Origin of the sequence: Streptomyces monticola, assembly GCF_042665355.1 — a bacterium.
Taxonomy (GTDB): Bacteria; Actinomycetota; Actinomycetes; order Streptomycetales; family Streptomycetaceae; genus Streptomyces; species Streptomyces monticola.
Genome location: NZ_JBHTCF010000005.1, coordinates 26,838 through 45,633, shown reverse-complemented (window position 1 = coordinate 45,633; position 18,796 = coordinate 26,838). Strand labels below are relative to the sequence as shown.

Genomic DNA, 18,796 nt, shown 5'->3' with positions numbered 1-18,796 from the left:
AGGCGCACCGGGGTTTTCGGGGCTTCCGGGGTTTTCGGGGCTTCCGGGGCTTCCGGGGCTTCCGGGGCTTCCGGGGAGGGCAACTGATCGGTCAACTTCTTCACCAGCCAAGTTCGTTCGCGGTCGTTTCGGCGATCGCCGGGGAGCAGGTCATACCGCGCCCGCCGGGCCCGGTGACCAGCCAGATCCCGTCGCGCACCTGCTCGCGGTGCACCACCCGGGAGGTGTCGGTGCACTGGGCGTACACCCCGGCCCAGCGGTGCCGGATCCGCGGCAGCGGCCGCCCGAGGAAGCCCTCGACGACTTCCTTCAGGTGCTCGTACGGCTCCTCGACGACATCGAAGGCGAAGGGGTGCTCGTACTCGTGGGTGTCACCGATGGTCAGGCCGCCGTCCTTGCGCTGCACCATGAGGAGCTGCATCTTGTGCGCGGCGGCGGTGGGCGTCTGCGCCTGCTCGGCATTGAGCGCGTCGAGGGCCTGCGACTTGTACGCCGGGTAGTAGCGGAAGCTGTCGGCGTCGGCGACGGAAGTGGTGAGCGGCTCGCCGAGCGGGTCGGTCTGCATCATCTGCAGCCGCACCCGGCGCACCGGCAGCTGCGGCGCGAGCTCGCGCACGAGACCGCCTAGCCAGGCGCCGGTGCAGAGCACGACGGCGTCCCCGGTGTGCACCTCGCCGTGGTCGTCGCGGACGGCGCCGGGGCCGACGACCTCGCGCACCTCCCTGCCGCCGATGAAGGTGTACCGGCCGGAGGCCTGCAGCGCCTCCTTCAGGACGCGCTGGGCGGTGCGCGGCTCGACGGCCGCGTCCCGCTCGCAGAACAGCGCGGCCTCGAAGGTGCCCCGCAGGGCCGGGTTGACCTCCCTGGCCTCGGCGGCGCCGAGCAGCTTGTAGCCGCGGGCCGCCGCGTCGTCCCGGGCCAGGGCGGCCTCCGCGACGGCGAGTTCACGCTCGTTGCGTACGGGGGTGAGCGAGCCGATGGCGCGGAAGCCGAGCCCCGGCACCCGGGCCCCGATCTCCTCCCACATCTCGCGGGCGCGCAGCGCCGTGTCGAGCTCCTCGCCGCCCGCGCGGCCGCTCACCCATATCTGGCCGAAGTTGCGCAGCGAGGCCCCGCGGGCCTCGGTCTCACGCTCGATCTGCACGACTTCGTGGCCGCGCTCCACTGCCTGCCAGGCGTGCATGGTTCCCACCACGCCGGCTCCTACGACGACGACTCTCATGGCTGAAACGTTCCGGGTAACCGGTGACCCGAACCGGACGGCCCGGCAACGGGAAGGTGAACGACCACCCAAGGTTGGACTAGACCCGTTATCTTCTCGTGACCATTCGGTGCCGGACCCCGTCCGTACGGGGCCCGCTCCTGACGGTGATTCAGCCGCGCCCGGAGAGATGCGTGGTGAAGCTGAAGCGGTCCCCGCGGAACAGCGTCCGCACCCGCTCGAGGGGCCGTCCCTCCGTGTCCCGCGAGATCCGGTGGATGAGCAGCATCGGCAGCGCGGGCGGGGTGCCGATCAGCAGCGCCTCGCGCGGGGTGGCGAGCACGGTCTCGATCCGCTCGTCCGCGGCGCCGAACGCGATTCCCAGCTCGTCGCGCAGATACGCGTAGAAGGACGAGTCGGGATCGAACGCGACGTCGAGCCGCGGCACCCGCTCCACGGCCACATAGGTGCTCTCCAGGCCCACCCGCTCGTCGTCGGCGAGCAGCACCCGCTCCAGGTGCCACACATGCTCCCCGCGCTCGACCCCGATCTCGGCGGCAAGCTCCGGCGGGCACGGGAAGCGGTCGAGCGAGATGAGCGTACGGCCCGGCTGCCGCCCCTGGCGCCGTACGCCCTCGGTGTAGCTGGCGAGGGCGAGCGGCTGCTCCAGCTTGGGCCCCGCGACGACCGTGCCGCGCCCGGCCCGCCGCACCCGCCCCTCAAGGAGCAGCTCGCGCAGCGCCTGCCGCACCGTCTCCCGCGCGACCTCGTAGCGCAGCGCGAGATCCCGCTCGGTGGGCAGCAGCCCGCCGGCCCCCAACTCGTCCAGGAGCGCCGCTATTTGCGTCTTCACGACGTAGTACTTGGGAATCCGCCCGTGCTCGGGGATACCCGCCTTGACGGGGGCGCCGGGGTGCTGGTCGTTCGGGTAGTCCACGGAGGAACCCTAGATCAGGCCTTACGGGGTGCCGGGCAGGGCCTTACGGGCGACCCGCACCGGGGTCCCCTCCCGAGGTCCCCGTACCGGGACACAACGGTGCCCACGTCGCCGGAACTGATCGGCTGGGGCGACGTGGGCACCGTTTGTGGGTGGGAGCGGCTGGTTCAGCGCTGCCGCTGACGGCGGCGCCGAGATCCCACCACGAGGGCCCCGCCGCCGAGGAGGAAGGCGCCGGCGGTGGCCCCGAACCCGAGCAGCGCATCGCTGCCGCCCGAGCCAGTCTTCGCAAGCTCCTCGGGCGAACGAGCGTCGCCCTTCTTGGAGTTGCCGCTGATGTTGAACGTGTAGTCGTTGGACTCGCCGACCCACTCGCCGTCGCTCTGCCGGCGCTGCACGACCGCGATGTTGGCGGTGACCTCGTTGGCACCGGTGTCGGAGGTGAAGGCGAGCCGTACCGGCACGGTGACCGTGCGGCCCGGTGCGATGGAGAAGCCGGTGAAGCCGTCGTCGAAGACGCCGACGTGCTCATCCATGTCGGTCTTCTCGAAGGGAACGGGGTGCCAGTGCCCGTCCGGGTCCTGGAACTCCAGCTGCGCCTGGGACGACTTGAGGTCCCGGTCGCGGTCCAGGAAGACGACGAGCGGGTGGATGTTGCCACAGGTGACGTCGGACGTATTGGTCAGATCGACCTTCCACGTCTTGAAGCCGCCGCCGGGGTGGTACGTGTCGGGCCCGCCGTGGATCCGGGTGTCGATGGGGAACTCGGCGCCGTCCGCGACATCACAGGTCGGCTTCTGCGCGGCCCCGGTATCGGTCAGCGTCTCCTTGGCGACGGGCCGCGGGGGCGCTACGGCGATGGTGTCGGTGCCGGTGGAGGTGTCGGCGGCGGTGTCCGGGGATGTGTCGGCGGCCGTGTCCGCGGAGGTGTCGGCGGTGTCCGAGGACGTGTCGGCGGCCGTGTCCGCGGAGGTGTCGGCGGTGTCCGACGTGTCCGCAGCGGTGTCGGCGGCCGTGTCCGCCGCCGTGTTCGCCGGCGTCTGCTCCGTGGCGTCGGCCGGCTCCATCTGCCCGTCCGGCACGGCGGTGGTGTCCTGGGCGGTGGTGTCCGCGGCCGACGTGTCCTGGGCGGTGGTGTCTTGCGCGGAGGTGTCCGCAGCCGTGTCCGCAGCCGACGTGTCCTGGGCGGAGGTGTCCGCAGCCGTGTCCGCAACCGACGTGTCCTGGGCGGAGGTGTCCGCAGCCGTGTCCGCAACCGACGTGTCCTCGGCGGAGGTGTCCGCAGCCGTGTCCGCAACCGACGTGTCCTGGGCCGACGTGTCCCCCGCGTCGGTCGCATCCGTCGCCTCGGTCGCGTCAGTGGCGTCCCCCGCGTCGGTCGCTTCAGTGGCGTCCCCCGCAACCGTCGCGTCCGTCGCGGGCGCCGCGCAGGTTCCGTCGGCTTCGGCTCCCAACAGTCCCGTCAGGGTGCAGACGTTGCTGCTGACCCCGACCCCGTCGAGCAGGCCGTCGTCGGCCACGGCCGGCGTCGCCACCACGACGGGCGACAGGGCGGCGGCGGTGACACCGAGAGCGAGGGCACTGCGCAGTCGCATGAAGGAGCCTTTGCTGATCGCGGAACCCGGCGGAGGGCGGGGGCCTTGTGCGGCCACCCCGGAGCCCGGGCAAACAGGACATGCACGGCGAGCGGCCGAATCAGCCGTTCGTGGTGCCCGTGACCCTGCCACGCGCGCGCGGCTCTTCGCCCCCGCCACGACCCCGTACGGCCGATTGGCCGCCAAATGCCGCTCTATCAGCCCAGTTTCAGTCAATTCCGATTGGCAGGAAAGGCCACATTCGCCCGGCCGAACAGCGGCGCGAGGAGCAGTTGTGCGGCCCCGTCCGCGACCGCGCGCTCCCCGCCGCCCGCGAGCCGCACCGGCACCGGATCCCCGCCACCGGCCCGCCGGGCGCGTTCCGTCACGACGGCGCCGACGCCCCGTACGTACGCCTCGGGTTCGGCGGCGACGGTGCCGCCGCCGAGCAGGACGAGGTCGATGTCGAGCAGCCCGACGAGATTCGCGGCGCCCTCGCCGAGCACCCGCGCGGCACGGGCGTGCGCACCCACGGCGACGGCGGCGAGGCACAGCGCCTCGATGCAGCCGCGGTTGCCGCAGCCGCAGGCGGGACCGTCCAACTGCACGACCTGGTGGCCGAATTCGCCCGCCCCGGTGCGCTCACCGCGATAGAGGGCGCCGTCGAGAACGAGCCCCGCGCCGAGTCCCGTACCGAGATGGAGATACGCGAAGGAACCGCGCGGCGAGGCGGTGGCGCCGGCCAGCGCGAGCCCGAGTGCGGCGGCGTTGGTGTCCTTGTCGACGACGACGGGCAGACCGAGCCGCCGGGCCAGCACATCACGCAGCGGGAACCCGTCCCACTCCGGGTAGCCGGTGACCCGGTGCAGCACGCCCTCGGTGTGGTCGAGCGGTCCCGGCAGGGCGACACCGACGCCGAGCACGGTGGCCCCCGTCGGCCCCAAGTCGCCGATCAGCGCCGCCACTTCGCGTACCGCCGTCTCCACCACCGCGTCGGCGCCGGCCGCGAAGGCCAGCGGCGCCCGGCGTTCGGCGAGCGGGGTACCGGCCAGGTCCACGGCCACGGCGGTCAGGGCGTCCCGGTCCAGATGCAGGCCGACCGCGCCGCGCGCACCCGGCACCAGGCGCAGGACCGTGCGCGGTTTGCCGCCGGTCGACGCACGCTGCCCCGCCTCGGCCGCCAGGCCGTCGGAGCGGAGCCGGGCCGTGATCTTGCTGACCGCCTGCGGGGTCAGGCCGGTGCGCTCGGCCAGCTCCAGGCGGCTGATGCCGTCCGCTCCGGCGGTACGCAGCAGGTCGAGGACGAGGGCGGCGTTGTGGCTGCGCAGGCCCGGCACGCCGACCCCTGGTCCGCCGCCTCTGCCCAGACCCGTACCGAACACCGCTGCCCCCTCGTCCATGCCGTTCACCCCGCCATTCTCCCCTGCGCTTGCACTTTGGCAACACCGTTGCTTAAGTGGATCGCATGACCTCCCAGGCTTCTCCGGCTTCTTCGGTTTCTCCGGCTTCTTCGGCTTCTTCGGCTTCCGCGGCCGCCGGACCCCTGCGCGTCGGCCTCGTCGGCTACGGACTCGCGGGTTCCGTCTTCCATGCCCCGCTGATCGCGGCCACCGAGGGGCTCACCCTCGACACGGTCGTCACCTCGAACCCCGAGCGCCAGGAGCAGGCGCGCGCGGAGTTCGGCGACGGCCTGCGCTTCGCCGCGTCGCCCGACGAGCTGTGGGACCGGGCCGACGAGCTGGATCTGATCGTGGTGGCCTCGCCCAACAAGACCCATGTGACGATCGCCACCGCCGCCCTGAAGGCCGGTCTTCCGGTCGTCGTGGACAAGCCGCTCGCGGGCACGGCGGCCGAGGCGCGTGAGCTCGCCGCCCTCGCGGACGAGCGCGGTCTGCTGCTCTCGGTCTTCCAGAACCGCCGCTGGGACAATGACTTCCGCACCCTGCAGAAGCTGCTCGCCGAGGGCGAACTCGGCGATGTCCAGCGCTTCGAGTCCCGCTTCGAGCGCTGGCGGCCCCAACTGAAGGGCGGCTGGCGGGAGTCGGGCAACCCGGAGGAGATCGGCGGGCTGCTCTACGACCTGGGCAGCCATGTGGTCGACCAGGCCCTGGTCCTGTTCGGGTCCGCCGTGCGGGTCTACGCGGAGTCCGATGTACGCCGTCCCGGCGCGGAGGCGGACGACGACACCTTCATCGCGATCACCCACGAGAGCGGCGTCCGCTCACATCTGTACGTCTCGGCCACCACCGCCCAACTCGGCCCCCGCTTCCGGGTCCTGGGCTCCGCCGCCGGGTATGTGAAGTACGGCCTCGACCCCCAGGAGGCCGCGCTGCGCGAGGGCAAGCGGCCCGCAGACGAGGGCGAGTGGGGCCTGGAGCCGGAGTCCCTGTGGGGCCGGGTCGGCTCGGGCGAGTCCCCGCTGACGGGCGGCGGCCGCCCGGAGCCGACGCTGCCGGGCGACTACCCCGCGTACTACGCCGCGATCGCCGCGGCCCTGCGCGAAGGCGCCCCGAACCCGGTCACCGCGCACGAGGCCGCGGCCGCCCTCGACGTACTCGAAGCGGCCCGGCGCTCGGCGCGGGACGGCGTGACGGTGTCGCCGGCCTGAGCGTCAGGCCAGCTCCGCCGTGTCCAGGCCGAAGTCGAACGGCTCGGGCAAGTGGAGCTTCGCACCGAAGAGCGCCGTCGCCGAGTGCAGGTAACGGCCGCCCTCGGGCTCCCAGTGCACGACGACCTCACCGCGGTGGCGGTCGACGAGCAGGTAGACCGGGAGTCCGGCCTGGGCGTAGGCGTCGCGCTTGTCGACCCGGTCGACTTCGGCGTCCTGCTCGCGGCCTGAGGTCACCTCGACGACGAGGAGCACCCCCGAAGGGTCCGACCACGACGGTTGCCCCCGAAAGTAACCAACGGGGGCAACCGCGCCGTCGACACGGGCACGACCGGCCCGGTAGGCGGGCACGACCAAGCCTCGTTCCTGGTACATGCGCAGTCCGGCCTGGCGCTCCCGCACCTGGTCACCGATGTACATGACGTTCTCGTCATGATCCCCATCCGGAGCCGGAGTCACCAGAACTCTGCCGTTGATCAGCTCGACGTGGAAGCCATCCGGCGCCGCGGCGTCAAATGCCTCGAACTCATCAAGCGTCACTTCGGACTGCGCAACGGTCATCGCGCCCTCCTTAGGGCTCCAGGCTACGCGTCCGCGAGCTCCTGGCGCTGCCTTCCCAGGCCCTCGATCTCCAGCTCCACCACGTCCCCGGCCCGCAGATACGGCTTCGGCTCCGGCTGCCCCATCGCGACCCCCGCCGGCGTACCGGTGTTGATCACGTCGCCCGGGTAGAGCGTCATGAACTGGCTGACGTAACGGACGACCTCCCCCACCGGGAAGATCTGCTCGGCGGTGGTGCCGTTCTGCTTCAGCTCGCCGTTGACCCAGAGCTTCAGGGACAGGGCCTGCGGGTCCGGTACCTCGTCGGCGGTGACCAGCCAGGGCCCGAGCGGGTTGAAGGTCTCGCAGTTCTTGCCCTTGTCCCAGGTGCCGCCGCGCTCGATCTGGAACTCGCGCTCGGAGACGTCGTTCGCCACCGCGTAGCCCGCGACGTGGGCGAGGCCCTCTTCCGCGGTGTCGAGGTAGCGGGCGGTGCGGCCGATGACGACGGCGAGCTCCACCTCCCAGTCCGTCTTCTCCGACTTGCGCGGCACGAGCACGGTGTCGTCCGGGCCGACCACGGTGTCCGCGGCCTTGAAGAAGACGATCGGCTCCTCCGGTATCGCGGCGCCGGTCTCCCGCGCGTGGTCGTGGTAGTTCAACCCGATGCACACGACCTTGCCGATCCGCCCCAACGGCGCCCCGATACGGGACCCTTCGGCGGCGAGCACGGGCAGCGTGCCCGCGGCGGCGGCCTCCCGGATCCGGGTGAGCGCGGCCTCGTCGGCGAGCAGGTCGCCGTCGATGTCGGTGACGAGTCCGGCCAGATCACGCAGGGCGCCGTCATTGTCGAGCAGCGCCGGTCGCTCGGCCCCTGCCGTTCCGACTCGCAGCAGCTTCATCTTCACACTCCCCTGGTCAACCACTAGACGGGCCGATGGGTGGCGGCCATCGGAGGATTGGTCGATCCTCCAAGTTCTTCGTCCAGTCCGCAATACCGCGTTCACATAACGGACCGCTACAGGGCGTGAGCGGGAGCGCCCGCCATGCCCGGCATGTCCCGGTAAAGAACAGCTCGCTCCACGGCACTCCAAGTCGTGGACGTCACCACGTAGAGCGCGGCGGCGAGCGGCACGACCGCCACGGTGAAGAGCGTCATAAAGGACATCAGCGGCATGAACTTCATCATGGCGCCCATCCCGGGAACCGTCTGCCCCTCCGCGCCGGCCGGCGTCGGACTGGCCGCCATCTGCCGCTTCGTACGCCGGTAGTTGAAGGTGGCGACGGCGGCGACGAGCGCGAAAAGGCCCAGGTAGACGAGCCCGGCGGGACCGAAGGGCCCGCCGTCGCCGAGGGCGTCGTGCCAGCGCCCGCCGAGCGGGGCGGCGAAGAGGGTGTGCCCGAGCAGGGAGTTGGGCTCGCCGCTGATCTCGGCGTTGGAGAACAGGTGGTACATCAGGAAGAACGCGGGCAGCTGCAGCAGGCTCGGCAGGCAGCCGGAGAACGGCGAGACCTGCTCCTTGGCGTGCAACTCCATGACCGCCTTCTGCAGCCGGTCCGGGTTCTTGGCGTGCTTCTTGCGCAGCTCGGCGAGTTGCGGCGCGAGCTTGGCGCGGGCCTTCTGCCCGCGTGCGGCGGCCCGCGACAGGGGGTGCACGGCAAGCCGTACGGCCATGGTGAACAGAACGATCGCCGCCGCGGTGGCGGAGCCCTGGAAGACGGGCTGCAGCAGATCGGCGAGGCGCGCGACCAGGTCGGCGAAGCCGCTGAAGAAATCGGACATGGGGAGCCCTCCGGGGGTCTCGTCGTGCCGGGAGGTTCCGGGAGCGCTCAGAGGTCAGGGCTCTAAGGTCAGGCCTCTGAGGTCAGGCTTCTGAGGTCAGGCCTCTAAGTTCAGAACTCAGGGCTCTGCGCTCGGCGCTCGGCACCGGAACGGGACATGGCGGCATGACGGCCCGCGAGGGGACCAGATGGCGCGGGTGAGTGGGTGCCCCTACGCGGCCGTCGGGACGAGGCGTCCCGGAGCCCTGGGACGGGTGCGCCCGGAGGCGTCGGGATCGCGCTGTGGCAGGAACGCGGTGCGTTGCTCGCGGTCGCGGATGGCCGTACGGATCCGCGCGGGCGCCACCGCGGGCGCGACGCGCGCGGACAGCACCGCACAGACGGCGAACGCGGAACCGGCCGCGGCGGTGGCGGCGAGCGCCACGGCGGCGGAGAGGCTGCCCGCGTCGGTGAGCAGCACCTGGGCGACGAGCAGCAGAAGCGTGACGGCGGGCCGCAGCGGCTTCAGACCGTTGCCCATACCCACCCTCCTCACTCGCTCGCTGTGGCGCCGATACGACGACTTTCGTACACCCGATCCTACTGGTGCGGCCGCGGCGCCCGTAAGGGTGCTCATCCAGCGAGCGCTCACCCGGCAGGCACTCACCCGGCGGGCACTCACCCGGCAGGCACTCACCCGGCGGGCACTCACCCGGCGGGCGCCTCGCTCGGCTCCGGCCGCTCGTACGCGGGGTCCTTCGCGAGTACGTCCTCGTCGGGGCGGCCGTCGGCGGTGGCGGGGCGGGCGCAGGCGACCACGAGGGTGACCAGGAGGTTGGCGGCCAGCGCCACGATGCCGGCGTTGACGCCGAACACCGGATCGTTCTCGCTGAAGACGAGACCGCAGACGATTCCGACCCCCACCACGAGCCCGCTGACCGCCGCCGCCACGCTCAGCCGCCGCCACACCAGGCCGAGCAGCAGCATCGGCAGGAGCTGGGCCATCCCCTCGTAGGAGATGAGCGACAGGCGTACGAGGGTGTTCGGGGCGGCGTACGTCATGATCAGTGCGAGCGTGCCCGCGACCACGACCACGACCTGCGAGGCGGCCTTCTGCCGTGTCTGGCTGTGCAGGCGAGGCACGAGCGAGAGCACACTGCGCCCCCACATGGTCCCGATGACCAGCATGAACACCGCCATCGGCACGATCGACGACAGGGCCGCCGCCACCCCGATGACGCCCACGGCCCAGGCCGGCAGCGAGTCGGTGACCAGCTTGAACAGCGCCAGGTTGGAGTCCGCGCCGGTCAGCCCCGGCACCACGAACAGGGCCGCCATGCCGAGCAGCATCGGCACGAACAGCAGCACGTTGTACGCGGGCAGCCAGATGGCGTTGCGGCGCAGGGCGTCGGCGTTGCGCGCGCCCAGATATCCGGCCACGGTCGTCGGGAAGATCACCACGGTCAGCGCGTTGAGGAACGACGTGGTGGCGAACCAGGCCGTGCCGTATCCGCTCTGGCCGTGCCCGGGAAGGGTCAGCCAGTCGCTCTTCTCGCTCACGAGCCGGTCGAGGAAGTCCCCGTACCCGTCGAAGTAATGCATCGGGACGTAGATCGCGAGAAAGGCAAGCGTCGCGATGACAAGGACATCCTTGAGCACGGACACCCAGGCGCTCCCCCGCAGCCCGCTCACCACCACGAATCCGGTGGTCACCGCGAAGGCCAGGAAATAGGCCCAGTTGAGGCTGATCGCCCCGTAAGAAATGGTCGATACGACGACACCCATGCCGGTGATCTGCAGTTGGATGTACGGCAGCAGGAACACGGTCGCGAGTACGGCGACGACGGCGCCGAGCCAGGGCTTTCCGTACCGGTGGGAAATCATGTCGGTGATCCCGACGAGCCCGTGCTTGCGCGCGTACGACCACAGCATCGGCCCGACGACATATCCGACCGCGTACCCGCAGGACATATAGGCGACGACGTAAAGCACGGGCGCCCCGAAGTTGTACCCCCAGCCCGCGGCCCCCAGATAACTGAAACTCGTATAGCTCTCCCCCGCCATCAGCACCCAGATGAACACCGCACCGAGGCTGCGCCCACCCACCGACCACTCGGCGAGCCCGCCCTGCTGCCCGCGCCCGCGCACCGCGAGCAGACCGAGGGCGACGGTGACGACCATGAAGACGCCGAAGACGGAGGTGGCGACGGCCGCGTTCACCGGTCGGCCCTCGCCTTCTGGTCGCCCCGCCAGGCGAGCCAGGCCGCGACCGGGGTGAGCACGGTCGCCCCGAGCAGCCAGACGAAGAAGAACGGCAGGCCGAGCACGACGGGCTCCACCCGGTTCACGAAGGGCAGCGCACCGATGTAGAGCACGAACGGCACGAGCAGCCAGAGCAGATGGGGGCGGCGCCGGTGACTGGACTGGCGGCGGGGCTGACGTGAGATCACGGACAGGGACCCTACCGAGGCCGCACCGACTTCAGCTTGGCCCACACGACAAGTCGGTATTTGGAGGTGAATTCAGGCGTGCAGGTGGTGAGGGTGAGGTAGTAGCCGCGCTCTTCGTACCCCGCTCCCGGCTTCACGCGGCTGCGCGGCACGGGTTCGATGACGCCGCCGTCACCGGGCAGCGTCTGAGCGAGCGAACTGTCCACGGCGTACGTGTAGACGGCGCCCTTGGTCGCCACGTCGAGCCGGTCCCCGGGCCGCAGCCGGTTGATGTACCGGAACGGCTCGCCGTGGGTATTCCGGTGCCCGGCGACCGCGAAGTTCCCGGGGCGCCCCGGCTGCGCGGTCCGCGGATAGTGCCCCACGTACCCCTTGTCGAGCACCCCGCCTTTGCTCACGCCTTCGGCGACGGGCACGCGGACGCCGATCCGCGGGATGGAGAGCACGGCGTAGGCCTGGTCCCAGCGGGGCCGTTGGGGTCCGGTGCCGGAGGCGGACCGCTCGCGGCGCTCGGTGTCGCTGTCATCGTCCTCCTCACCACTGGCAGAGGGCTCGGGCCGGGACCCGGCGGGCACATCGACCCCGCCTCCCCCCTCCCACTGCTGCTCCAGTTCCCGCACCTGCCGCTCGGCACCGTCACGTGCCTGCCGGTTGGTCCACCACAGCTGATGGACGACGAGCAGAAGCAGCAGGACGCCGAGGGTGACGGCGAGTTCGGCCCCGTTCCAGAGCACGCGCGCGAGGGGCGAGCGCCCGCGCCTGCGCACGACAACCGGAACCCGTTCCCGCACGGTGCCTCCTCCCTGGGCAGGCCCGGAGGATAGGCGCTGGGAGCGCAGGTAACCAGAGAGACGGAACAAGCCGGGCGCCGGCGGGGGGGGCGGGCCGGACAAGGACCATCGCAACGGACACCGCAACGGCCACCGCAACGGCCACCGCAACCGAAACGCTCCTGCACCGATGTCCGCGGCCCGCAGTACCGTGTCCCCCATGCGCCCCGACACGGATCACACCGCCGAAGCCGAACGTCTGCTGCGTACCGCGGCGCAGTACCCCGAGGACGCGGAGCAGCTGCTGCTGCACGCGGCCGCCCATCTGGAACTCTCCGGCGACCGTGCGCGGGCCACCGGGCTCTACGACGACCTGCTGGCCCGCTCGCCCCAGCACCCGACCCTGATCCGCGCCCTGAAGGCGGCGAACCTGTGGGAGTACGGCCACGAGGCGGAGGCCCACGCGATCATCGCCGGCATCCGCACGGCGTCCCCCCGGGACCCGGCCCCCTGGGTGATCGCGGCGGAGGCGCTGGAGTCGCACGACGAACTCCAGGAGGCACAGGACCTGTTGACCGAGGCGGTGACGGCGCTGGTGCCGCCCGCGGAACAGACGGCCCCCGAGACCCACCCGCTCCTCCTGACCCGCCACCGGGTCCGCCGACTGCTCGGCCTCGACCACGACACGTGGGACATCCTGGCCGACGAGGTTTCGACCTCCCCGGTCCCCCTGGACGAACTCCACGACCCGAAGCGGGTCTGGTCCCTCGGCTCGGAGGACCCCACCGAACTCCGCGCCGAAATCGCCCGCCTGCGCGCGGAGTTGGGCTCCTACCGCGAGGCCCTCTCCCGCCCGTTCCCGGTGGCGGTCCTGCACTGGCCGGCCACGGAACTCACGGAACTCCTCACGGCGTACCCGGCGTTGACCTCCGAGTACCCCTCCCACGAGGCCCACTTGTCGACCATAGAGTCCTCCCTGAGGGAACTCTCCGCCTCCGGCACCCCGAACTTGGGCATCGTGACGGCCACGGTCCCGTCGTACGAGGCCTTCGCCGCCTCGGAAGCGTCGTCCCCGGAGGACGCATCCCTGCTCCCGCAGTACGCGACGACGCTGGCCGCGCGGGGGCGAGCTGTGGGGTGGCCGCCGAGGGGCGGGGAGGGGTGTTGGTGTGGGTCGGGGCGGGCTTATGGGGAGTGTCACGGAGCCGACTGAGCTCGCTGAACAGCACTCTCGCCAGAGCTCTCGTCAGACCTTTCCTCAGAACTATGAGCCGGCCCCAGGCAGACGGTCACCGCGACTCTCGGCGACACGGCTCACGTCCCGCAGCGACTCCACCATGCGCGCCACGAGGTAGCGCAGTTGCTCGGGGGTGGCCGTGAGATCGGCGAGCATGTCGGCGGCGTGATCGATAAGTTCGTCGGCCATATCGAGCTGCGTGGCCTCGACCTCGTCGGCGAAACGGGAGAGATACCCGGTGCCGTCGTCGCTCACGAGATAGCACGGTTTGCCTTCCGGGCTGACCCAGGGCAGCAACCGCGCCACGCTCCCTGACGTCATCGCTGACTGGCCGCTGTCGCGCGTCACGCAGGCACCTCGACCCCGTGGATGGTGCGAGACCCTACGTCGATGCCATGCACGGCAAACCAAAGGGCCCGACGCCGCGCACGCTGACGCCGGGCTTCCTCGCGCTCATGAACGGCGAGGTAGGGCCGGACAAGCGCACTGCTCGCGCCGCACAATACGGATTCATGGGGAGTCTGCGGGCCTCGCGGACGCGGAGTGCGGGGCGGGGCCTCGTCTGGGCGGGCCCGGGCCGGGACATCGGGCTCAGGCCAGCGATGCCTTCCTTGCGCAGGCCAGAGCAGCCGCAGGAGCGGCTCAAAGAACCGGGCGATAGAGTCCAGCACTGTCATCAACTCCGTTGCTTGGGTGGGTTGATGGCCACGCCCCCGGGCCGTCGCGAGCGGCCGCGGGGGTCTCCGCCATCTACGAGCGATCACTGCGTAGCGATCCGCTCACAGAGTGGAGTGGAGCGGCGTAGCCTGACCAGTGCCTCCAGGGCTACAAAGCGCCTGTCACACAGGAGTTGGGCGAATGAACAACACCTACGGCGAGTGGATCAGAACCCAGCGCGAGGCGCGTGGCCTGACGCAGCAGCAACTGGCCGACGCGGCGATCATGACGCGTTCGCACATCGCACACATCGAGGCAGGCCGACGGACCCCGTCCAAGGAGGACGCGCGGCGCCTCGACACCGCCCTGAACACCGGAAACGTACTGAGCAGCTTCCTCCCGGACAAGGACGCCGCGGTCGCGGACTACTTCGAGCCGGCGCGACTGCTCGAACAACAGGCGGTCATGATCCGGGAGTTCGCGCTGTCGTTCATCCCAGGCATCCTGCAGACCGAAAGGTACGCGCGTGCGGTTCTGGGCACGTCGTTCCCTCCGGTGAGCGAAGAGGAATGTGACAGGCTCGTTGTCACACGACTTGAGCGGGCGAAGATCCTCAATGACCCGATCTCGCCCGTAGTTTGGGCCCTTCTCGACGAAGCAGTGCTACGGCGCACGGCCGGCGGGCCGGACGTCATGGTGGAGCAGGTCCTGCACCTGGTTCAGCTGGTGGAGACACGACGCGTGCGAATCCACGTACTGCCATTCGGTCTTGGCGTTCATCCACTGATGCAGGGCATGCTCACCCTGCTGCGGTTCGAGGACCAGCCTCCGGTCGCATATTCCGAAGGCATCCAGGTGGGAAAGGTGCACGACTCCCCTGCCATGGTCGACCGCCTCCAAGGCGCCTACGATCTTGCGCTGGGCGACGCGATGCCGCTCAAGGAGTCACTGGCCCTCATGAAGGCGACCGCAAAGGACTACGGACACCATGGCTGAACACACCATCCCGGACTCCTCCGCACTGGCCGGCTGGCGCAAGTCGTCGTTCAGCGGCAACGAGGGCGGCAGCTGCGTAGAGATACTGGACGACCATCCAAAAGGCGTCCCCGTCCGCGACTCCAAGACCCCGCACGGTCCTGCACTCCTCTTCCCGGCGGCCAGCTGGTCCTCGTTCGTCACGGCGATCAAGGCCGGGGATCCTGCTTTCTGATTTTCGCTAGCTGTCTTCGCACAGGAGCGGGAATGTCGGCGCACCAGGGTCCGTCTGATCGCTTCGAGTACCTCCACTACGCTAGGAATGTGTCTTCCGAAGCTGAACGGGAGTGGACGGCGCCGGAAGGATCCTGGGCGTCCTCCGCAGCCCGCCGACGCAACATGCAAGCGATCCGGAGCCGCGACACTAAGCCCGAGCTCCTCATCCGTCGACTCGTGCATGCTCAGGGGCTGCGCTACCGCATTGCCGCGCGCCCTCTGCCGAATCTTCGACGCACTGCAGACATGGTGTTTCGGCCATCCAAGGTAGCCGTCTTCATTGATGGCTGTTACTGGCACGGGTGCCCCGAGCACTACGTACCGCCGAAAACCAATTCCGGGTACTGGTCAGAGAAAGTGGTACGCAACATGGAGCGTGACCGTGACACTGACCAAAGACTCAGCGAAGCCGGGTGGCTAGTGCTCCGGTTCTGGGAGCACGAAGCGGCGGGAGCCTGTTCCAAAGCTGTATGCGATGCAGTCCAGCTTCGTCGACAGCGTGCGCGCGATCTGCAGGACTCGGCCGGTTCCCCTGCTAGTTCAGGCTGAAGGTACAAGCTCCAACTGCTGATCTTGCTGCGCAGGGAGCACGCCAGCAGCTGCCCGCTCTGGCAGCGGCACGGCACCCGATTCACAAGCTTCGATAGCCTGCATAATCCGCTCGCCGACGGCCCTCGCCACCGGGGGCGGGAAGGCATTTCCTACCTGCCGGTATGCAGCGGTCTTACGTCCGGTGAAAATCCAATCAGACGGGAACCCTTGAATGCGGGCAGCCTGTTTGACTGTGAGCATCGGCCCCTCTTTACGCAGGAGATGCCTTTCCGGATTGGAAAGAGGGTCCTCGTCGGCCACTCCGAGGGCGTTCACCCCCATCGCAGCCCATGCCCGCTTGGCACGGGTGGGCCCAAGGTCCGCCCCGCCGTGCTTACGAGATCCGCCGACGAGCGTGGGGGCGACACCGTCGACTTTCCCTTCGGGGTCCTTCCAGCGCGCACATGCCGCCTCAGCCGCTTCCTTGTACTCCGTGTTTCTGAGGCTGTTGAAGCGGGCTAGCATTGACCGCGATAGCTCCTTGCGCGCAGTAACGATATCTGCAGCACTGCCGTGCGGCAATCCTGCGAAGTGGTCGGCATAGGGCTCCTTCATAACCACGAGAATGGCGCGGGGGCGCAACTGCGGAACACCGAAGTACTGGGCCTCCAGGACCGACCAATCGCTTTCACGGCAGACGTATCCGAGATCCGAAAGCCGTTCCAAGATCTGGGCTCGGTACGGGGCGAACTTCTCCTTCGGCTCAAGCAAACCGCGCACGTTCTCGATCATCACGGCTTTGGGGTCTAGCGCCTCAACCATCTCAAGCATGACGGGGAATAGGTCGCGCTCGTCATCGGCGCCCAACTGCCTGCCCGCAAAAGAAAACGGAGGACAGGGAACACCCCCCGCAAGGAGATCGATCTCGCCCTTTGCCAGCCCCAAGTCGCCGATAGTGAAATGCGCATCGGAAGGCTTGTCGCCATCCGGTTTCCCGGTGAAGAGCTTAAGATCCCGCTGGTGAACAATCGACTTTCCTCCACCAATCCGGTGGACATTCTTCGTCAACGTAGCGCAGGCATCCGGATCAATCTCGACAAGCGCACGGTGCGTGAAACCCGCTTCATGGAGGCCGATGGCCTGACCGCCTGCGCCGGCGCAGATCTCAACCGACGTGTACTGGCGACGGTCCGCTACTGCCATCACTGCCCTCCTCAGGAACACCCGTGGTCTGCTCGAGGACGGCCATCGCGGGACTAGCCATCCGAACACGAGAGCGACCAATGCGCATCGCCGATCATGCCAGGGGTTTCCAGGGGAGGGCCACCGGCACCACGGCTAGCGCACGTCACGAGTGAACCAGGAGCACGTCTCCGAGCACGAGTCCCGAATCATAGTTGCTGTCATGCCGCCCACGCGACAGACGGGGCGGCAGGACAGCAAGACTTCGGCACTCAGGGGTTGGATGGAGGCGAATCCAAGTGGGACAGAAGCGCTCGGATGTCCGCAGCATCCATACCGGCCACGGCGGGGCCCTCTTCTTGGAGATCGCCAAGCTGTCGTACTGATGGGTCGTCGAGGATACTTCCCATGAACTCCAGCTTTTCCTTCAGCCGCAACTCGACAACCTCGTCCAACGTGCCTCGCGCCACCAGCACGGTCACCCTTGTCTCGGTGTCTGGGGGCAGGCCTAGACGGTGGATGCGGTCAAGGCTCTGCAGGTAACGGCCAGCCATGAAGTCGCGGTCGACATAGACAGCGTCATGGCAGTCCTGGTGCAGGCTGATGCCCTCTCCGAGGGTCGCGGGGTTCGAGATCAGGACCATGCAGTCGGGGTCCTCGCGGAAGCGTCGAATCTCCTCCTCCCGGTCCTGGGTCCCGCCGTGAACGACAGCCGGGTCGTGCGGGGCGAGGAGCTGCTGCAGTGTGGCGATGCTTCGGACGAACGTCGACCACACGATTGTCTTGCGGCCAGCCGCGGCATTGCCGGCAACGATCCGCACTGCTTCCTCGTACTTCGGCGACAGCTCGTGCTGCGGCAGGTTTTGCATAAGTGCATGCAAGGAGTCATCGGGGGACGCTTCGAGCGGCGGGACCTGGTAGGAAAGCGGCTCGTAGGGCGTCGTACCGGCGGCAAGCAACGCGGGACTGGTGGCCGCCATGAGCATGCGGAGCATCGCCTTGCCCAGTGATTCAAGGTCTCCCGAGCGCCTGGACGGGTTGCCCTTCAGCGCGTCATAGACCTCCCGGTGCAGACGCGGAAGGTCGACGTAGCGAACCTTCGGCTCGAACGGCGGCAGACCGAGCTCACGCTTGGTAGTACGTGTGAACAGCGGCCGCAGGACCGTACTCGCATAGGCCAGATCGCCACCACCGACAGCGTTGGAGACGACACTCTTGCCGTGCCCTGGCCACACGAAGGAGAGAAGGTTCTCCAGATCACGGGCGCCATTCGGGGCCGGCGTCCCGGTGAGGATCAAACGCCGCTCAGCCAGAGGGCCCAGGGCAAGGCATGCAGCGCCATATGTGCCGCTCGCGCCGAGCTTCATACGATGGGCCTCATCAAGGATGATCATGGCCGGAGCCGCACGGAGCCACGCTGCTAGGGCGACAACAGAGCGGCCGAGGCGCTCGTAGTTCATGATCAGCACTTCGGCGCCCGGGTCGGGGGCCCCAGCCATCACTACCGTGCGAAGCGGCTCTTTGAAGCAGGCGAATGCCTCGAACTCCCAGGCCTCGTAAGCGGATTTCGGCCCGACGACGAGCAGGCGCTGCACATGCCCCTGTTCCTTCATTGCGGCGAAGACGGCAAGGGCTACACGAGTCTTTCCGGCCCCGGGGACGCTGAAGTTGGCCCCGTGCCTCAGCGAGAGGAGCCGCGCGATGTCGCGGCGCTGAAAATCTGTGAGGTTACCGGACCATACCGGTCCGAGCAGAGAATCAATGTCGTCTGGTGAGATACCGGACGGGGGGGCTGCCTCGTCGCGAAGGTTGCGCTCGGCAGTGGCGGCGTCGTCGAGTACGCCGTTGACGAGGTTGGCTACAGCGTTTTCCCATTCAACGCCCGCATCCGTCCAGCCGCCAAGCTCGCTGATGCCAGCGAGAAAATCGTCGAGGTCGATCTCTGCTGTGAGCGGACCGCGCTGGCCGCCCGCAGCGATTCGGGCGGCCAGCTGCGAGAGTTCGCTTTCAAGGCCACTCCGCGCGCGCAAGACCACCCGGGTCCGCGTCGCGTCGAAGCCGATACGAAGGGACGGTTCCTGCTGCTCGTACACAGCG

Annotated in this window: 19 protein-coding genes; 5 read left to right on the top strand and 14 right to left on the bottom strand. The window is 69.2% G+C overall.

Annotation, left to right across the window (positions count from 1 at the left end; all coding sequences use genetic code 11):
- Positions 1 to 100 precede the first annotated feature (100 nt).
- The 4 genes from ACFQVC_RS13960 to ACFQVC_RS13945 all read right to left on the bottom strand — a co-directional run bounded on the left by ACFQVC_RS13960 (position 101) and on the right by ACFQVC_RS13945 (position 5,112).
- The gene (locus ACFQVC_RS13960) at positions 101 to 1,222 is read right to left on the bottom strand and encodes a TIGR03364 family FAD-dependent oxidoreductase (protein ID WP_381830670.1); all 1,122 of its coding nucleotides are present in this window, start codon (positions 1,220 to 1,222) and stop codon (positions 101 to 103) included.
- Between the two features lie 151 nt (positions 1,223 to 1,373).
- The gene (locus tag ACFQVC_RS13955) at positions 1,374 to 2,138 is read right to left on the bottom strand and encodes a GntR family transcriptional regulator (protein ID WP_381830668.1); all 765 of its coding nucleotides are present in this window, start codon (positions 2,136 to 2,138) and stop codon (positions 1,374 to 1,376) included.
- 167 nt (positions 2,139 to 2,305) lie between these two features.
- Positions 2,306 to 3,733: a hypothetical protein gene (locus tag ACFQVC_RS13950; protein WP_381830666.1), complete on the bottom strand. Its 1,428-nt coding sequence runs from the start codon at positions 3,731 to 3,733 to the stop codon at positions 2,306 to 2,308.
- A 212-nt stretch (positions 3,734 to 3,945) separates the two neighbouring features.
- Positions 3,946 to 5,112 (bottom strand): ROK family transcriptional regulator, encoded by a 1,167-nt coding sequence (locus ACFQVC_RS13945; protein ID WP_381830664.1) that lies wholly within the window; start codon positions 5,110 to 5,112, stop codon positions 3,946 to 3,948.
- A gap of 65 nt (positions 5,113 to 5,177) precedes the next feature.
- On the opposite strand from ACFQVC_RS13945, the gene ACFQVC_RS13940 reads away from it, so the two are divergent.
- The gene (locus ACFQVC_RS13940; RefSeq protein WP_381830662.1) at positions 5,178 to 6,320 is read left to right on the top strand and encodes a Gfo/Idh/MocA family oxidoreductase; all 1,143 of its coding nucleotides are present in this window, start codon (positions 5,178 to 5,180) and stop codon (positions 6,318 to 6,320) included.
- A 3-nt stretch (positions 6,321 to 6,323) separates the two neighbouring features.
- On the opposite strand, the gene ACFQVC_RS13935 is transcribed toward ACFQVC_RS13940, so the two are convergent.
- The 7 genes from ACFQVC_RS13935 to ACFQVC_RS13905 form a co-directional block, all read right to left on the bottom strand.
- On the bottom strand, positions 6,324 to 6,881 hold the full coding sequence (locus ACFQVC_RS13935) for a Uma2 family endonuclease (protein WP_381830660.1): 558 nt from the start codon (positions 6,879 to 6,881) through the stop codon (positions 6,324 to 6,326).
- A gap of 23 nt (positions 6,882 to 6,904) precedes the next feature.
- Positions 6,905 to 7,762: a fumarylacetoacetate hydrolase family protein gene (locus ACFQVC_RS13930; RefSeq protein ID WP_381830658.1), complete on the bottom strand. Its 858-nt coding sequence runs from the start codon at positions 7,760 to 7,762 to the stop codon at positions 6,905 to 6,907.
- Between the two features lie 116 nt (positions 7,763 to 7,878).
- Complete coding sequence (locus ACFQVC_RS13925; protein WP_381830656.1) at positions 7,879 to 8,643, bottom strand: YidC/Oxa1 family membrane protein insertase; 765 nt, start codon at positions 8,641 to 8,643, stop codon at positions 7,879 to 7,881.
- 210 nt (positions 8,644 to 8,853) lie between these two features.
- Positions 8,854 to 9,162: a DUF6412 domain-containing protein gene (locus ACFQVC_RS13920; RefSeq protein ID WP_381830654.1), complete on the bottom strand. Its 309-nt coding sequence runs from the start codon at positions 9,160 to 9,162 to the stop codon at positions 8,854 to 8,856.
- A gap of 167 nt (positions 9,163 to 9,329) precedes the next feature.
- A complete protein-coding gene (locus tag ACFQVC_RS13915) occupies positions 9,330 to 10,841 on the bottom strand; it encodes a sodium:solute symporter family protein (RefSeq protein WP_381830652.1) in 1,512 nt (503 codons plus the stop codon).
- Positions 10,838 to 11,071, bottom strand: coding sequence for a DUF3311 domain-containing protein (locus ACFQVC_RS13910; protein ID WP_381830650.1), 234 nt, complete (start codon positions 11,069 to 11,071; stop codon positions 10,838 to 10,840). The genes ACFQVC_RS13915 and ACFQVC_RS13910 overlap by 4 nt, the downstream gene beginning before the upstream one ends.
- A gap of 11 nt (positions 11,072 to 11,082) precedes the next feature.
- Complete coding sequence (locus ACFQVC_RS13905; protein WP_381830648.1) at positions 11,083 to 11,862, bottom strand: class E sortase; 780 nt, start codon at positions 11,860 to 11,862, stop codon at positions 11,083 to 11,085.
- A 199-nt stretch (positions 11,863 to 12,061) separates the two neighbouring features.
- On the opposite strand from ACFQVC_RS13905, the gene ACFQVC_RS13900 reads away from it, so the two are divergent.
- Positions 12,062 to 13,054 (top strand): SEC-C metal-binding domain-containing protein, encoded by a 993-nt coding sequence (locus ACFQVC_RS13900; protein ID WP_381830646.1) that lies wholly within the window; start codon positions 12,062 to 12,064, stop codon positions 13,052 to 13,054.
- 51 nt (positions 13,055 to 13,105) lie between these two features.
- On the opposite strand, the gene ACFQVC_RS13895 is transcribed toward ACFQVC_RS13900, so the two are convergent.
- Complete coding sequence (locus ACFQVC_RS13895; protein ID WP_381831040.1) at positions 13,106 to 13,399, bottom strand: hypothetical protein; 294 nt, start codon at positions 13,397 to 13,399, stop codon at positions 13,106 to 13,108.
- A gap of 537 nt (positions 13,400 to 13,936) precedes the next feature.
- On the opposite strand from ACFQVC_RS13895, the gene ACFQVC_RS13890 reads away from it, so the two are divergent.
- The 3 genes from ACFQVC_RS13890 to ACFQVC_RS13880 all read left to right on the top strand — a co-directional run bounded on the left by ACFQVC_RS13890 (position 13,937) and on the right by ACFQVC_RS13880 (position 15,535).
- Positions 13,937 to 14,731: a helix-turn-helix domain-containing protein gene (locus ACFQVC_RS13890; RefSeq protein ID WP_381830644.1), complete on the top strand. Its 795-nt coding sequence runs from the start codon at positions 13,937 to 13,939 to the stop codon at positions 14,729 to 14,731.
- A complete protein-coding gene (locus ACFQVC_RS13885; RefSeq protein WP_381830642.1) occupies positions 14,724 to 14,945 on the top strand; it encodes a DUF397 domain-containing protein in 222 nt (73 codons plus the stop codon). Before ACFQVC_RS13890 ends, ACFQVC_RS13885 begins: the two co-directional genes overlap by 8 nt.
- 89 nt (positions 14,946 to 15,034) lie before the next feature.
- Complete coding sequence (locus ACFQVC_RS13880; RefSeq protein ID WP_381830640.1) at positions 15,035 to 15,535, top strand: very short patch repair endonuclease; 501 nt, start codon at positions 15,035 to 15,037, stop codon at positions 15,533 to 15,535.
- On the opposite strand, the gene ACFQVC_RS13875 is transcribed toward ACFQVC_RS13880, so the two are convergent.
- Both ACFQVC_RS13875 and ACFQVC_RS13870 read right to left on the bottom strand, forming a co-directional pair.
- A complete protein-coding gene (locus tag ACFQVC_RS13875) occupies positions 15,527 to 16,720 on the bottom strand; it encodes a DNA cytosine methyltransferase (protein ID WP_381830638.1) in 1,194 nt (397 codons plus the stop codon). The genes ACFQVC_RS13880 and ACFQVC_RS13875 overlap by 9 nt on opposite strands.
- A gap of 251 nt (positions 16,721 to 16,971) precedes the next feature.
- Positions 16,972 to 18,792 (bottom strand): DEAD/DEAH box helicase, encoded by a 1,821-nt coding sequence (locus ACFQVC_RS13870; protein WP_381830636.1) that lies wholly within the window; start codon positions 18,790 to 18,792, stop codon positions 16,972 to 16,974.
- Between the last annotated feature and the right edge of the window lie 4 nt (positions 18,793 to 18,796).